At 58.5% G+C, this 15,784-nt stretch carries 13 protein-coding genes, 1 tRNA gene and 1 pseudogene; 8 read left to right on the top strand and 7 right to left on the bottom strand.

Annotation, left to right across the window (positions count from 1 at the left end; translation table 11 throughout):
• Window positions 1–109: 109 nt before the first annotated feature.
• The 5 genes and pseudogenes from nadE to NKI79_RS33285 all read right to left on the bottom strand — a co-directional run.
• Window positions 110–875: pseudogene (nadE, locus tag NKI79_RS20280) on the bottom strand (NAD(+) synthase); the annotation flags it as partial.
• Between the two features lie 20 nt (window positions 876–895).
• Window positions 896–1,519: a cysteine hydrolase family protein gene (locus tag NKI79_RS20275; RefSeq protein WP_352803767.1), complete on the bottom strand. Its 624-nt coding sequence runs from the start codon at window positions 1,517–1,519 to the stop codon at window positions 896–898.
• A complete protein-coding gene (locus NKI79_RS20270; RefSeq protein WP_352803765.1) occupies window positions 1,516–1,803 on the bottom strand; it encodes a hypothetical protein in 288 nt (95 codons plus the stop codon). Before NKI79_RS20270 ends, NKI79_RS20275 begins: the two co-directional genes overlap by 4 nt.
• Before the next feature lie 15 nt (window positions 1,804–1,818).
• Complete coding sequence (xth, locus tag NKI79_RS20265) at window positions 1,819–2,595, bottom strand: exodeoxyribonuclease III (protein ID WP_352803762.1); 777 nt, start codon at window positions 2,593–2,595, stop codon at window positions 1,819–1,821.
• A gap of 119 nt (window positions 2,596–2,714) precedes the next feature.
• Window positions 2,715–2,825 carry a DUF3606 domain-containing protein gene (locus NKI79_RS33285; RefSeq protein ID WP_502909832.1) on the bottom strand — a complete coding sequence of 37 codons (111 nt, stop codon included), beginning with the start codon at window positions 2,823–2,825 and terminating at the stop codon, window positions 2,715–2,717.
• A 527-nt stretch (window positions 2,826–3,352) separates the two neighbouring features.
• On the opposite strand from NKI79_RS33285, the gene NKI79_RS20255 reads away from it, so the two are divergent.
• From NKI79_RS20255 to NKI79_RS20245, 3 genes are all read left to right on the top strand, one after another.
• A complete protein-coding gene (locus tag NKI79_RS20255; RefSeq protein WP_352478587.1) occupies window positions 3,353–3,556 on the top strand; it encodes a CsbD family protein in 204 nt (67 codons plus the stop codon).
• 759 nt (window positions 3,557–4,315) lie between these two features.
• Window positions 4,316–4,972, top strand: a complete 657-nt coding sequence (locus tag NKI79_RS20250) for a Crp/Fnr family transcriptional regulator (protein WP_352803759.1) — start codon at window positions 4,316–4,318, stop codon at window positions 4,970–4,972.
• A gap of 652 nt (window positions 4,973–5,624) precedes the next feature.
• Complete coding sequence (locus NKI79_RS20245; RefSeq protein WP_502909831.1) at window positions 5,625–6,395, top strand: LuxR C-terminal-related transcriptional regulator; 771 nt, start codon at window positions 5,625–5,627, stop codon at window positions 6,393–6,395.
• A gap of 52 nt (window positions 6,396–6,447) precedes the next feature.
• Here NKI79_RS20245 and NKI79_RS20240 read toward each other — a convergent pair whose 3' ends face one another.
• Both NKI79_RS20240 and NKI79_RS20235 read right to left on the bottom strand, forming a co-directional pair.
• Entirely contained in the window at window positions 6,448–6,744 is a 297-nt protein-coding gene (locus NKI79_RS20240; protein ID WP_352478583.1) for a hypothetical protein, read from the bottom strand.
• Window positions 6,745–7,037: 293 nt separating this feature from the next.
• Window positions 7,038–7,826 carry a LuxR C-terminal-related transcriptional regulator gene (locus tag NKI79_RS20235; RefSeq protein ID WP_352803756.1) on the bottom strand — a complete coding sequence of 263 codons (789 nt, stop codon included), beginning with the start codon at window positions 7,824–7,826 and terminating at the stop codon, window positions 7,038–7,040.
• 1,374 nt (window positions 7,827–9,200) lie between these two features.
• Here NKI79_RS20235 and NKI79_RS20230 point away from each other — a divergent pair.
• The 5 genes from NKI79_RS20230 to NKI79_RS20210 all read left to right on the top strand — a co-directional run bounded on the left by NKI79_RS20230 (window position 9,201) and on the right by NKI79_RS20210 (window position 15,618).
• Window positions 9,201–10,919 carry a polysaccharide biosynthesis/export family protein gene (locus NKI79_RS20230; RefSeq protein WP_352803753.1) on the top strand — a complete coding sequence of 573 codons (1,719 nt, stop codon included), beginning with the start codon at window positions 9,201–9,203 and terminating at the stop codon, window positions 10,917–10,919.
• A 187-nt stretch (window positions 10,920–11,106) separates the two neighbouring features.
• Window positions 11,107–11,982, top strand: coding sequence for a class I SAM-dependent methyltransferase (locus tag NKI79_RS20225; RefSeq protein WP_352803751.1), 876 nt, complete (start codon window positions 11,107–11,109; stop codon window positions 11,980–11,982).
• Window positions 11,983–12,180: 198 nt separating this feature from the next.
• Entirely contained in the window at window positions 12,181–13,470 is a 1,290-nt protein-coding gene (locus tag NKI79_RS20220) for a GNAT family N-acetyltransferase (protein ID WP_352803748.1), read from the top strand.
• Between the two features lie 253 nt (window positions 13,471–13,723).
• Window positions 13,724–13,808 (top strand) — tRNA-Asn (locus tag NKI79_RS20215).
• 970 nt (window positions 13,809–14,778) lie between these two features.
• Entirely contained in the window at window positions 14,779–15,618 is an 840-nt protein-coding gene (locus tag NKI79_RS20210) for a 4'-phosphopantetheinyl transferase family protein (RefSeq protein ID WP_352803746.1), read from the top strand.
• Window positions 15,619–15,784: the final 166 nt, after the last annotated feature.

Below are 15,784 nucleotides of genomic sequence, written 5' to 3'. Positions count from 1 at the left end.
GAAAGAGCAACGCATCGCTCCAGCGGAAGTTAAGCCCATCGGTCGCGTATGTTGAGACGACTATTACCGATGCGCCAATGTCGAACTCGTCATGGCACTCGTTGTGACCCGGAGGCGCTCGCTTATGGGCTGCGCTGGAGTGCGCGTGAAGTATCCGCCTGCGCGCCACTTCGTTGATTTCCCGGCCTTCTAGGAAGTCGTCAATCTGATCGTATGTGAGACCATATGCATCTTCGTCAGGCCGAAGCGGGACGAGGTTCTCCAGGTCGGCGGTCGGGATCTTGTCAACAAGTTCAGGCGGAGCGCCCAGATGCGCTGCCAAGGCGCGAACCCTGCGTTTGTTCAACCCGGAAAGAGGAAGAATGTCGGCGGCACCGTCACCGAACTTGGTGAAGAAACCCATCAAGGCCTCAGCCGCATGGTCGGTGCCGATGACCAGCCCGCGCGTGGCGCCGGCGAGCGTGAACTGGGCGATCATGCGTTGACGCGCCTTGATGTTGCCAAGCAAGAAATCCTCGCGGCCGGCATCGCCAAGCTCGACCCCAGCCAGCTTGATCGAATCCAGCATCGCGTCGGCAGCCGGCTTGATGTCGACCCGGTGCACTTAATCCGCCGCTATGGTGTCCAAGACCCGCTGGGCATCATGCTCGGTCGCCTGGGTCCCGTACGGGAGACGAACGGCCAGGAACGACGGCGCGTTGCCAGAAGAGCGGCGGTGAGTGAACCCACTCCGCCGCTGATCCCCAGCACAAAGGTGCTTAGCCCGATGCACGCAGATAGGTGCTGAGAAAGTACATGCGCCGGCGCGCTACCAGCGCGACGTCGAAGCTCGCAGTGACGCCCAACGCTTGGATAAGCATTTCCTGTTCTGTCATGCGCAGAGGTCCTCCTGATGTCACAACATTCCGTCCAGTCGCGCGGCCAGGAGGTCGGCGGTGGTCACCGTCTCGACTTGCATTCCGTAGCGACTCTCATAGATCGCGAGCATGGCATCGTGGGTCGAGTCAGCTCCGGAACATACCGCGTCGGCGACGATGACCACCCGGTAGCCGAGATCGATCGCTCCCATCACAGAGGCGAGCACGCAAACCTCCGTCTCCGCGCCCGACACGATGAGTGAATCAATGCCCGCAGACCTCAGGCGAGCATGCAGTGATCCGTGCCAAGCTGACATGACTGGTTTGTCCTCAAGCAAAGCGGGCGGCACGAAGCGCGCCAGTTCCGGAACAAGATCAATCAGCTGACAATCAAGCCGATCGCGGGTCATTGTCTTCCACTTTTGATAGTACCGTCGCCAGGCGCCGCCAACGTCGTCGGGAGATCGAGGGGGAATAAACCGGGTGAATATCGTCCGCGCCGGGTCCAATTCGACGAGGGCGACGACATTGGGCAATACGCGCTCCATCCACGGCGTGTGCCATTGCGTCGGTTCGGCAAACATCCGTTGCATGTCGACACAGAGGTGAACCCAGCGCTCACGAAGCGGTCCAAACCGCAGGCCTTCGTCCAATTTCGTCAAGGCCGGACCGCTTTCCTGGCAGTGCTCTTCGCCTCGGACTGTTCCAGACCAGTCACGATCTTTGCTTCCTTGCCATCCGTGGCTTGGCAGCCGGGGAATAACTCCCCGATATTCCAAAGCTTGTTCAGTGGCATGTCGGCGAACGCATATACTGGATGAACCTGGTGCAGCAGGAGCGGAGCTGCCCCTAGGTTATCCTGGTTGGCGGTTCCCCCGCTCGACTCCTCCCGCCGCCCACACACAAAGAGATTTTGTTGATCGACGTGGTCATCCAATTCGACCATTTGTATTCCTCGCAGTCAATTGAGCTTGATCCAGGCCGGCGCATGGTCGCTTGGCTTCTCCCACCTGCGAAGCTCGACGTCCACGCCAGCATTGCGCAGCCGGTCGGAAAGGGAGGGGCTCACCAGGAGATGGTCCATTCGCAGGCCGGAACTCCGATCGTAGCCGCCACGGTAAGAGAAGTTCCAATAGGTGTAGATGCCCTTCTCCGGATGGATGCGCCGCACGGCATCTATCCAGCCAGCTTGGAGCATTTTGGCATAGGCCTGCCTGCTCTGCGGGAAATAGACCGCATCGCCCAGCCATCGGCTCGGCACCACGGCGTCGATCGGGGTTGGAACGACGTTAAAGTCGCCGCAGAGAACACTTGGCACCCGGTCCTCGAGCAAGTGCTGGCCGTAGCTGATGAGACGATCGAACCAGCGCAGCTTGTAGTCGAACTTTGGGCCAGGCGCTGGATTGCCATTGGGCAGGTAAAGACAGCCCACGACGATCCCATCCACCTCGGCCTCGATATAGCGGCTGTGGGTATCGTCGGGATCCCCGGGCAGGCCGCGTCGACGTTCCATCGGCTCGATTCCGCGAGCGAGGATTGCAACACCGTTGTAGGATTTCTGACCGTGCCAGATCGCGCCGTAGCCCGCCTCCCTGATCGCGTCGGCAGGAAACTTGTCGTCTGACGTCTTCAATTCCTGCAGGCACACAATGTTGTAGTCAGTTTCGCCCAACCACCTCAGGAGCACAGGTAGTCGGCCGTTGATACCGTTCACATTAAAGGTGGCGATGCGGGTCATGTGAATGCCCTCTCATGACTACTGGCGGCAGTCGGCGCACAGGGCAACGTGGCCTATGCCCCTTCGCTGAACCTCGAGCTTTTGTCGCCAATTTCGCCGACGTCCTGTGCGGCCCAGGCTCACTCCTTGCCCAGCTTATCTTCGGCCTTCTTGCGATCGTTGCCGAGCGACTTCACCGCCGATTTGAGGTCGGCTTTGCTGGCGCCGGTTTTGCTTGCCTCGTAGTTCATGTCGTGGTCGTGCCCACCAGCGACCCTTTACCCGGTCCTGGTTGCGTCCACGCGTTGTGCCAGTGTTCGCCATTTCCATCTTCAACAATTGCCATTCCAGTCACCAGACAACGCGGCCGGACTCTTCCGGTTCAATCCGGCGACGCGCGTGGTGCCAGTTCCCCGGCAAGGGTATCGAAGAGCCCATGTATTCGGATCCGGCATGTCACTACCGCGGGGCGGCCTAGCGGCCCGAAGGCCTGGGAGGATTATTCCGACCTGGATGATCTTGCGCAGGACAGCCGTGCTACTCTCGCTCAACACGTCACGCTCCGCTCGTGTTTGCGTTCGCCCACGGCGCTGCATCACCTGGCGACGTGTAGGAAAGGGCCTTCGTCTGGGAGGTCGACGCGTACCCAAAAGGCCCACCATCTCCTAATTGGCGCCGTCACCTTCCCAACAGGAGACTTGAACATCAGAGATCTTCGTCCCGGAACTCCCAGGCCAGACGACCGTTTCGCTTTGTGTGATACAACGGAGGATCTGTCATGGACTGGAATCGCGTCGAAGGAAATTGGAAGCAGGTCAAGGGTAAGATCAAGGAACAGTGGGGTAAACTTACCGATGATGATCTTGATCGCATCGCTGGCAATCGCGATCAGCTCGAAGGCAAGATCCAGGAACGATATGGTATCGAAAAGGACCGTGTTCGGCAGGATATTGACGACTGGTATGACCGGCAAGTCTGGTAGGATCACATTAGGCAGCCATTTACAAGAAGAGGCGCTGTTTACTTAATGGCGCTCATTGTCGCGATGGCGGTTGCAAAGCCATAGCCAGCTCGTGTTGAGACGGCCTGAGGTCTGACCGGCTGCCGCCGACCTTCCATGATAACGCCATAGGCGCGAGCGTGGCCGCTGTTAAGTTCTCCGGGCGGCGGACCTGATGTCCCGGTTACTTGCTATTTGGATTCGTGCTCACTCCGGCGTCCTTGCCCTTGGCGGTACGCGAGGCAATCTTCGGTTGGCGCTGGATCGCTTTTTGGTGGCACGCTTATCCGCAGCGTGGCCTGAGTTAACTGTCCCATACGTCGCCAGCACAGCTTGCTCAGGAGGAGCAGTCTTCCGAGGCCTCGTTTGCGGGCGAATGCCTGTCCGCGGGATTTCCTCACGACCGGGGCGCAAATGATCCCGCGACATCCGTCATTATGCACGACGGCACGCGCGTCGAGATGGCCCGCCATACGGTCCTCGGTACCACACTTCTGCAGCAGGCCTTGGCGTGGATCGTCTCGCCCAAGCCGGAAGACTTAACCACCTGCTGCTTGCAACCCTTTGATCTAAATGCAGTCTACCTCATTCAAACAGACGAGGACAGTAGGCCAGCCCGCCTCTACCGTCAGTGGTCGTTGTGTCGAACTCGCCGGGAGCAATTATTCTAGGTTGTGCGGAAATTGAAGCAACATGCAGACACTGTTGCACTTCATACGCTCGCATCCCGTAGGGGGGACATTGTCGAAGAACGATTGGGGGAACAACGATTTTCTCGGTGTGACCGCAAAAATCTACAAACCCCATTCGGTGATATGCCATCAAGATGACCCTAACGATGGGATATTCATCGTAAAATCGGGTTGGGCTCTCCTTTATCGCGGACTACTGGACGGAGAACGGCAGATCATCGACACTCCTCTGCGCGGGGACATTGTCGGTTTCCGTTCCGTGGACGGACCCCGTTTAGCGTCCCTGGCGTCCATAACCGAACTGGCTGTTTATGAAATTTCCAGCAAAAAGCTGCTAGAGGCCATTTTGTCGGAAGGTCGCCTCGCTAAGAAGATCGTCTGCTCCCTGGCCCGACTGAACGCCATCCTTGCCGAACATCTCATGAATGCCGGGCGGCGGAACGCGATGAGCCGCACCGCCCATTTCCTGCTCGAGTTGGAGGAGAGGCTCTCCATCGTTGGCCTGTCGGCCCATGGAAGATATGAGTGCCCCCTTACCCAGCATGAATTGGCCGACATCCTCGGAATGACCACCGTTCACCTCAACCGGACATTGAGGGAACTCCGCAAGGCCGATCTCGTCGCTTTCAAGGCAGGCCATGTAGAGGTGATCAACCGCAAGAAGTTGGTCAAAATAGCCGGGTTCGACAGCGAGTACCTCAGGTAAAGGTTATTCCCTCTGCCTCGGGCGTTCGCATCGCCTCCCCTGCGGGCGGTGCTGTGCGCCAACGCCTCGGCCCTCAGCAAATTTTCTGCTGGAAGACGACAGTGCTCCGTCGCTGGAGCGTTCCAGATGATGTTTTCCGAACGACTGGTAGTGCGGTGCCACGAACTGCGCCCTGCCAATATTCACCTTCAGGAATTCTCGTCTACAATCGCGAGGCGCTGCCGATCCTCCTTCGAATGCCTCCTGGGGCTGGGGTTGGCTGGAATCGTTTCAACGGTTGGCATGCGGCCAAGAGATTGAATCTCGCCAGTCCCGCGCGTCACGATCGAACTCGCGGGACCTTCAAGGCGGGGTGACGCTGCCTCGACACGTGCCCTCTCAGGCGAGACCGTTGGCGAGAAATTTACCGAAAATTAACTTATGTTAGAGAACGCTTATAAATACTCTGTAGGCTGCACAAGCTGTTCTCGTTGGGGCGAAGAACTGCTGGAGACACGGAGCTGGGGTAGCCTCACGCTCTCACAAGGGCTGGGTATTCATCCAAAAGGAACTCAAACAAGGCGGTATTCAAACTTTCAGCTCCGAGAGAAATGGGGGTATTTTGGCAGCCGCAGGGCGGCTTGTGTGGAAAAGAGCGGAAGCGGATATTGATATGGGTTCCACCACAACAGGACGGCATAGTTACACTTGGGCCAATCGGTCAGGAATTCTGTCCAGCGGAACGAGCGTCCACCGACAAGCAGGCAGGGGGTGCCTCCTCATCCTGGACGAAAGGGCCCTTGACTGCGTGTGTCTCGCATCGGCCCTCGCGGACCACAACCTCGGCATGGAAATCGCCGCCATGGGTTCGATCGATGACTGGCGCGTGAAGAAGGGCTCGGCCCCTCCCCTTGCAGTCATACTCCTCAACCTGGGCGGCCGGAAGGTCACCGATCATGGCACCGCAGACGAGATTAGGCGTATTTCGTCCGAGTTCAAATCAGTCCCGGTGGTTATCCTGGCCGACACCGAAGACCTTGCACACATACTGACCGCTCTCGAATGCGGCGCACGCGGCTACATTCCGAGCTCGGTCGGAATCGATGTCTGTGTCGAGGCTATCAACCTTGCGAAAGCGGGAGGCATCTTCGTCCCGGCGAGCAGTGTCCTTTGCATGCGCCACCTGATAGGTTCGGGCAGCCGCGACACTCAGCCTTTAACAGGCATGTTCACGCTTAGGCAGGCCGAGGTCGCCCAAGCGCTCCGACGCGGAAAGGCGAACAAGATCATCGCCTACGAATTGAACCTGCGCGAAAGCACCGTGAAGGTCCACATCCGGAATATCATGAAGAAGCTGAAGGCGACCAACCGCACGGAAGTCGCCTACAAGGTCAACGATCTCCTCGCGGAGGGAACTCTGGCTGACGCCTATCCCAAGCAGTAAGACGGCCCGCCTTGGGTGGAGGGAAATGCGCGACTTCCGCCAAGTCGGCAGGTTAACTTCCTGCCGCTGAATCCGCCGATCCCTCTGCAATGTCGGGGAAACTGTGTCTGGCCACCCAACTTATGGCTTCTTCGATCGTATCGAAATTCTTGTGCTGCCCGCTCAGCAGTCCGAAGCCTGTCTCAAGGAACCATTTGCCCTTCGTGGAGTAGGCTTCCTCGTCGATCTGAGTAAGGACCGCGACCAGTTGGTCCCATTTCCACACCAGAACCCCAGATTCTCCGCCCTCGACCGTTCCGATCCGGGCTTTTTTGAACGAAAATCCATGAGCAATTTTTGCTTCGCCCACTTTGAATGAATCCCTCAACTCAAAAGGGAAAGTAAGAACGGTCGGCTTGAATCGCCAGTTCTGTACTGTCTTTCCTTGTAGATGTCTTTTGCCGGTCCGCTGTAGACGAATTGTTAGCAGATCGCCCGGTGAGTTCAAGGCCTCGATTTTTTGTTTGCGAGAGAATGTGTGCATACTGCTAAAGAATTTTGGCCTCCGGAGCGAGAAAGCCTCGGCGCGAAGGATCATATGTCAAGCGCGGAGGCTGTCACATCGGATGAGTGTTCTTGACAAGGTGGTACTCCTTTTGTGCTTCAAGTAGCTCTTGAAGATGGTGACAAGGCTAGATAGCCGTCTTTTCGGTCCCCTGACGACCCATTGCCGGGAGCGGAACTGAGCATACCATGGTTCATCGCCCAAACTGCAGCCTGCGTACGGTTACCTACCCGAATCTTTCGAAGGATGGCCTTCACGTGCACCTTCACCGTCGCTTCGGCGATGTTAATCTTGCGCGCGATTGTTTTGTTAGAATCCCCTCCGATCAAGCAACGTATAATACACTCTTCCCGAATTGACAACATTGATGGTTCTCGCTCTGCCTTCTCCTCTGACACAGCCAAATTTGCAACCTCATTTACAGAATTATATTTCAGACCATGTCTTATGTCCTGAATAAACGTTGAAGTTTCTGCAGGTAGAACCGTTTGTCCTAGCATAACTAATTCGAGAGCTTTGATGAAGGCGTCGTGAGCGGCAACTTTCGTCAAATACGCGTCAGCCCCCGCACGAAGGGCTGAAACTATATCGTTCGGTCGACAGTGGTCGGCTAGCGCAACGACATGGCTGGTGGGATAAATCCCTTTAAATTCCGAAATTTGTGCGAATCCAGCATCCGTATCAGAATCGTCGACATCCATGATGAGCAAGATGGACCGATGCGTGGGTAGCGGCTTCTGCAGAAGGTCGTGAACACAAGGTGCAGAGAACAGAACGCGAAACTTTGCTGCATCCAAAATTAGAACAAGACCCTCTCGGAGTAACTCGCTTTGACTGACAAGCACTGTTACAAAAGATCTTGTGGTCACCAAGGATTTCGTTGCCATTGTAACCTCCCTTGACGCGATTGGGGTACCCGCGTCTCGCAAGGCGCTCCCTCGCGTAGTTTCTTTTTTGACCATGTTTACCTTACGCCAGGAAAACCCTAGACAAGAACACCCTCTTTAGGCGTAGCGTAGCTTCGTCGAGGGTTACCCCGGATTCTAAACCTGAGGCCTTGGTGAGGGGTGCGAGCCCTGGCTTGGGCCGGATGCGTGCGCGGCAAAGTGCGAGCCCTGGCTTGGGCCGGATGCGTGCGCGGCAAAGGTTGCCGGGCCTTGATCTCCCGTCGGCCGTGACTACTGCTGCCCGCTGGCGCGGGCGGCGCGGCGTCACGGGGGCCAGGGGGCCGCGCCGTGGGCCAGTTTGGGATGAGGGCACAGGCCAAGGACAAGGCGGCGCGCGCTGATCCTGACCAGCGCCCGAACCTCAGCAGCTTGAGGAGCAACGTGTCACAGCTGGCAGTGGCGACTGGGTGTGGACCAGGACGATGTGGCGCAGCGCACACCACAGCACGCAAGCACGGTTGCCTTCCGGCCATCAAAATGGGCGATGGTCTGCCGGGTCTGTCCTTGCGTTGCACCTGCGATGAGCAATAGAGGAGTTGGCTCGGGCGGCCCGGGGCCGGCCCATATCGGGCAGCGCTGCCGGGGAAGTCCTTTGGCAGGCAGCCTGGTGAGATCCTGCGAGAGAATGAGTGAGGCGGGCCAGTTCTGCTATTGCTACCTCGATGGGGCTGTCAAGATTGACGGCTTTGTCGAGGTCGCCACTTCATTCATCAGAGGAGTCGAGCCGTCAATCAGGTCATCGACGTAGCGGAAGGATCGGAGCCGGAAACCGTCATCTGCTCGTTCTCCAGGGCTTGGACGAAGTTGGAGACGGCCAGCCATTCTGCGAATGCATGTTGGCCGCCCGGTTCAAGACGCTGCGTCGGACCACTTTTCCGGCTCTTCGTTGCGTTCGATCGCCTTTGTCCCGTTTGCCATCAAAGAGGTTCTCCTTCCGCGAAGCAATCTGGTCATTGGACGAGTTCGCCGGAGGGGAGTTTATCCTGAAGGAGTGCCTACAAAGGGATAGTTGTGCCGCTAGCGGTGAAGGGACACGATAAGGCAGAGCCTTCCTCGTCGACCGATGCTCGCCACTTTGGGACGGGCTGGCCACCATTGAAGTGAAAGCCACGCGCCATGGCCATGAATAGAAAATTCAGTTCCGAGCCGGTCACTCCCTCCTCACAGGCAGCCCACGGCAGGGGATTGAGGCCTGTCCTGCTTGTCTTCGGGCTTTCCGGGGTCGCCGCCCTGGGAGGGGCCGCGGCCAAAAACTTAGCGGCAATAGAGGTTTCCAGAGCCGTGGCACAGGTCAGGGATGTCTCTGGAGCCGTGATGCAGAAGGTCGAGAATGCCTCCGGAGCCGTAATGGAGAAGATCGAGGACGTCTCCGGAACCGTGGTGCAGAGGGTCGAGGATGTCTCCGGGACCGTGATGCAGAATATCGAGGATGTCTCCGGAACCGTGGCGCAGAGGGTCGACGATGTCTCCCGAGCCGTGGTGCAGAAGGTGTCTGCTGGTATCGATAGCTGGCAAGAACCGCCGGGCCACGCCACGGCCGAACCCTCCCGTGTGATCGTGTCGGGACAGGATGCGTCGGCCGCGACGTTCGTCGAACGGAGCGCCGTCCCTGCCGTCCCCACTAGTGCCGAGCCCCCCAAAACCCTCGGCACGGGACCGGATGCATCCGCCGCGCCGTTGGTCGAGCGGAGCGTCATCCCTGCCGTCCCCACCAGCGCCGAGCGCCCCAAAACCCTCAACGAGGCGGGCATGCCAACCGGAGCCCTGTTTGGCGTAGGCGACCGGCTCAAGGTCGCATTCTACGAGCGCGTCGACGTCGAGGAAGACAAGTGGGGGAGAGCGTCCTCGGCCTTGCACGGCATCCTGCAGCGTCCGGAACTGAGCGGCGAATATATTGTCCAAGAGGACGGCACGATTTCCGTGCCCTTGCTTGGCTCCATTTCGGTCGCCAACCGGTCGACACAACAGGTACAGGCCGACCTGGTGGAAACCTTCAATCAACTGCTGGGCCGCGAGGGACTGGTTAATATCCTGCCGCTGGAGCGCCCGCCCATTTACGTGCTAGGACCGGTCAAGAATCCAGGCTCGTTCAAGTACGCGGCCGGCATGACGATCCTGCACGCGATCGCGCTGGCCGGCGGATTTGACCGGGCCGAGAGCGAGCCGTGGCAGAAGATCGAAACCGTGCGAGAGACCCAGAAGCGGAGCGGGGCGATCGATGCCATGTTGAAGTTGCTGGCGCGCACGGCGGTGCTGAAGGCCGAGCGCGACGGTACGACACCCACTATTCCGCGCCAGTTGCTGGAACTGGCCGGCCCGACCGAAGCTGCCAACCTAGTTAACGAGCAGAGCGAGCGGCGCAAGGCCGTCACCACGGCCCGCAAGGATCGCGAGCGCGCGAACCTGCGTGCGCTGGAGGCGGCCAAGCAGGACGTTGTCGCTTATGGGCGCATGAAGTCGCTCGACGAACTCGTCAAGCTGCGCCACGAGCGCGTCAACAGCATGCGCACGCTCGTGGACCGCAAAGTTATAAGCATGACGGTAATGGATCAGATCCAGAGTGAGTTGTCCGACGCGGAACAGCGTCGGCAGGACGCTCTTAACCAATTCGCAAGCGCCAAGCAGCGCCTCGCTTCGCTGGAGTCTGAGGTGTTGCGAACCCGGGCCGACCTCAGGAACGATCTGGAGATCGAGATCGAGACCATGGAGAGCCAGATCGCTGCCAATGTGCGCGAGTTGAACGCCAGCGAAGGCGTCCTGTACACGTTGCCGGTGACCCGCGTCCAGGTTGATACGGACGCGAACACCGCAACCTATCAAATCGTGCGGCAATCGGCAGCCGGGCCGGTCAGCATCGAGTGCGTCGGGATGACCCTGTTGCAGCCAGGCGACCTCGTCAACATCATCGTGGGCGAACGCGCGCCAAGAGAGCCGGCCGGTTCGCCAGTCCCGACCGCGTCGCCGACCGGCGAGAACTTGCCGGCCGCGTCCAAGCCCAACGATGTCGAGCCTTCCCGCGTGGTGAGGGAGTAGAGGATCGGTCCGAATTTGATGCCCGGCAAGGAGATTGGCCTGCATGGCTGGTCTGCGTAGATGAACTCGTCGGGACGAATTGGGAAGCGAAACGACCACGCGCCGTCGCCGACAGCTTGAACCGCTTCATGAACGAGCATGTCCGCCTCCGCTCAGGAGTTCGGATCACTGACAAAGGTGCAGTGAGATGACATCGAACGGGACACAGGTGCCTATCAAGCGCGATTGGTCAAAGATTTCGGAATTTTGTCACGACTCGCGCACGCCCGAGCGGATATTTGCGCACTATCAAATCGAGAAAGCTCTGGCTGCTCAGCTGCTGAATTCAGATCAAGACGCTCGGCTCAGCCTCTATGCTGAAGTGTACGGCAAGCTTTTCACTTCCCTTGAAGATCATCCCCAAAATAGGAATGAATACAGAGACGATCGTATAGTCGATCTTCAGACCGCCCTTCTAAGAACTCTTATCCAGAAAGGCGCGCGTTTCGGCGAATTGGGGGCGGGAGATTGTAAGCTTAGCCTCAGTATGTGCAGTCACTGCTCTTCAGTAAGTGCAATAGACGTGACTGACGCGTTACTGCCACCTGGGGAGAAGCCTGCAAATTTTCAATTCGTTAGGATCGATGGTATTCATCTACCTTTCGCCGACAACAGTCTCGATTTTATGTTCAGCGATCAGTTGATGGAGCACCTCCACCCCGACGACGCAGTAAGGCAGCTTTCTGAGGTATATCGTGTTCTTTCACCCGGCGGTGCTTACTATTGCATCACTCCAAACGCCGTCACGGGTCCTCACGACATTTCGGTGTACTTTGACAAGGTTGCATGTGGATTCCACCTGAAGGAATATAGCTATCGTGAGCTGTCACGCGCGTTTACGGGGATTGGCCTTCGAAAGCAGGCTGTGGTGTTCGGCCATGGGGCCGTTAATGTGCTCGTTCCTGCCAAAATTGGGATCATGCTCGAAATGGTCATGCAAGGAGTTTGGCGGCGGCGATCGAGACCCACTACGAATTCGGTACTTCGGCATCTCATGGGGATTCGCCTGCTCGGCTATAAATGAGAGCGCGAGCCGCGCGGTTCGAGACAATGCCTCGCAACCGCCTTCGCTGGTCATGGCCGCTCTAAAGGGGCCGCGTGATGCGGTCGTACTCCTCCAGCCGGCTCAGACTAGCTCGCCGTGAGTAGTCAAGAATTGGGTCTTCACTTTTGGCGCCTCCTGACATGAAGTCTTCTCCAAACAGGAAACCCCGAGTGCTCCATGAACGAACAGCAGCGCGCAGCGAGGACATTCCTGGCATTCCCGCCGCAATGCGAAAAGTATCAGGAAGATGGTTGTCTATCAGGACCTCTTGATGTCTCAGCCATCGGTGCGGAACCCTATCGCGTGGCTTCAGTAGAACAAGCCATGCGCCAGGATACGGTCATCCACGTTACCGTGGAGGCCTTGCCGGACATCGGGATACTCGAGACCCATTGGAAGGAGCTCGAAGCGCGAGCAACTCACTCATTCTATCTGTCCTGGCTCTGGATCGGAACTTGGCTGCGGCATCTCCCGGGGGGCGCGCAACCACATGTTCTAGTCGCTCGGACGTCAAGCAGGATCGTTGGGTTGGCGATTATTTGCCGGCAGAGGGCGTGGAGTTTCGGGCGGCATGCGCGGGCACGTTGGCTGCTCAATGAAACCGGAGATGTTCGATTCGATCGATTGTTCATCGAGTACAACGATATTCTTGCGGAGCGATCCCTGGCCGATGCTACTCGAGTGGCATGCGTCGAGGCCTTGGCGCATCGCTTGCGCCGCTCTGACCAACTGGTGCTCTCCGGAATTGATCCGGACTTCGAGTTGGCCGCTTGTCGCACCGCGGGCCGGTCCGGGCTCCTTACCGAGGTGAAAGCGGAAGATACGGCACGGTGGATCGATTTCGTCAAAGTCCGCCAGAAAGGCGCAAATTACCGGGCCACATTGGGCCGCAGCACTCGCCAAGCGGTAAGCCGTGCCATGCGGTTATATGGGGAACGCGGCCCCATTGCGTTCCGGACTGTCGAAGTGACATCGGAGGCGCTCGCCGCGTTTGATTTGCTCGCCGAGCTTCATCAGGCGCGATGGGGACGCAGGGGAGCCTTTGCCAACCCGAGCTTCCGCCGATTTCACGAGGAGCTCATTTCGCGCGGCGTTCCCACCGGGACCGTCCGCATCTCACGGACGTTGGCCGGGGACCAGACAGTTGGGGTCCTGTACAATTTCGTGTATGACGGGCGTGTTCTCAACTATCAAAGCGGCTTTCTTTATGAGCGCGATGGCCGGCTCAAGCCCGGGCTTATCAGCCATGTGCTGGCTATTGAGGACAGCATTGGACGCGGGGAGTGCGGCTACGATTTTCTGGCAGGTTTCGCCGGGCACAAGTCCCGCCTGGCTAATGCGGAGCGTCCCATGAAGTGGATCGTAATAGGCAGAGACAGTCCAGAGCGCCGCATCGAGGCACAGCTGCGCGGTGCCAAGCGGGTGCTAGGGACCATTGCTGCTCGCCTGAAACAGGCCGCCGCTTGAAGCGTCGACCGAAACAGGGGAGCCGCCATTTATATCAAGTATTGGGGGCAGGTTCTTGGACAATCGGGCGGCGGGTTCTGCCCTTCGGCAGGCGAGGACCAAGGGGAGGTTGGATTTGTCTACGCTATGCGATGTGAACGTTGTCGGGGCTGGCCACTTTGGACTATCGGTAGTGGCGGACAAGCACAGCGCGTATTCCTTTCAATTTCGGGATCAGAGCACCAGTCTGCGCGGCGGGCTCTCTTATCTATGTTTCAGCGTGGCGGAATTGGTAGACGCACCGCACCGTTAATGCGGCGCCGAAAGGCTTGTAGGTTCGACTCCTACCGCTGGAGCCATAGATTACAAGTAGCCGCGTAGCCACCATATTAAGTGGTTGAATAAGGGGCTTTCGGCCGCCTTTCTGCCCGTGCAGTAATAAGTACCCTTGGTCCACGTGATGCAACGCCGGGAGCGCGAGGTCCACGGCAGCGGCCGCGGCGCTCGTGACGCAGCAGCTTGAGCTGCGCCGCAGCGAGATCGCGCGCGGGGCGATAATGGGCTCTGCCGGCCGCCACGGAGCTTGCGATCCTCACCTTCGACGTCCACGGCGTCATCCGGTTCGCCAACCCTGCGGCCGGCGCGCTGTCTGGCTGGGACCTTGAGGAGATGATCAGGCACCGATTGACATGATCGTCCCCGAGCGGCTGCGTAAAAGCCCACAATGCGGGACTGGTGCGCGTCGCCCGGGGGCGGCGAATCCACGCTCGTCGGAAAGGCGGTCGCGATCGCGGCCCGCATCGCCCGCCTCTACTCTAACTGCTTGCCTCCACCGCCGAGCAGGTTTCGAACGGGGCTGGCGATGCGGACTGTTCAGAACCGGTCAATTACTCAGAAGAGGAAATCCGAATTGGATCTTTACGGACGGCGACATCGCGTCGTCCCCTGTATCCAAGTCTTCATAAGGCATAGAAGCCTGGCCGGACAGGCAGGGAGGCTTCCATCGTCCAGCAGCAAAAGCCCATCGCCCAGGCGGTCACTCGGCCGCACAAGCGAAGCGCGGAGATTGCTTTGATCTGATGTAATTCCGCATCCAGGCAACTGCTCTTTGGAAAACCCGGCGCAGCAGCCTTGCTCGTCAGAGCAGGAGATGACCATTGGAGCGCCAGAATCCGGCAAGATAAATTTGGCAGTTTCGGCTCCGGCAGACCCCTTGCCCGCAGCAGCATGTCCGGGTCTTTTGATGTAGCCCATCAGTACATCAAAATATCCACCAGGCGCTCCTTGCTTTTGCCCTTACGTGGTTGTTTCATCAGGGAATCCGCACGAATGGCGATGCCGTTCATAGAAAGAATTGCACTTGCGGGCATGAGCGCTCCCATTGATCGGAATCCACATATCACTCCTGGCGCATTGGGCGCGAGCTGGAATTTTCATGCTGTCTCGGGGCCTCGATCAATTCGACCTGTCAGATTCAGCGTCAGTCAGCCTCTTGCGGAGACGGCACCGCTCCCTCCAAACTTTTTGGACAAAGTCGAACTGAGTCCCGGGATCATAATGCCGGTTCTCGAGAATGATGGTTTGGAAGTCCTGGCATTCAGGCTCGATGCGGAGCAGAACGTCATCCGCAAGATATGCGTTTGCCTCAACGGAGAGGAACGTCGGCGCGCCGAGGAATTGAGACTGGAGCGGGACCGCCGCCGGTTTGTCGCTACCCGTGGGCAGCTGCGGCGGGTCCTTGCTTCCAAACTGGGAATCTCCCCGTCCGAGGTCGAACTAGAATATGGACGCCTAGGCAAACCCCACCTCTCGCGCCGCATGCCTTCTCGCGATTTGCACTTCAGCGTCTCACGATCCGGAGATGTCGCAGTCGTCGCCCTCTCGACCAGGCAGGAGGTCGGGGTGGACATCGAGGCAGTTCTCCCTGTGCCCGAAGCGGACGAGATCGCAGCGCTCTGCTTTTCCGCCTGCGAATATGGGTCTTACATCGCCCTTGGTGCGCGAGACCGGCTGGAAGGCTTCCTGCGGCGCTGGACCCTGCTGGAGGCTGTATCTAAGGCCCTGGGGTGCGGCTTAGGACAGCCCCTCTCTTGGGATGAAAGGGATTGGGCTGTGCGTAGGTTCGTACCGAAACCTGGGCACATCGGGACTGTGGTAGTCCGGAATTGAGTGGTAGTCCGGAATTGAAGTGTCCGCGATGCAATCATTCACTTACCATACCCTGCGGACAAACGAGGAGCCCAACCAATTCCATTGAACTGCACGCAAGTTCATTCGAATCGCACTTGTTTCCCATACTTCGCGGTCGAGAACACGGGACAGGCGCTTCACTGAC

Origin of the sequence: Mesorhizobium sp. M0340 (genome assembly GCF_040321535.1) — a bacterium.
Taxonomy (GTDB): Bacteria; Pseudomonadota; Alphaproteobacteria; order Rhizobiales; family Rhizobiaceae; genus Mesorhizobium.
Note: the sequence above shows the minus strand (reverse complement) of the source record. Positions and strands in the feature narration are given on the sequence as shown.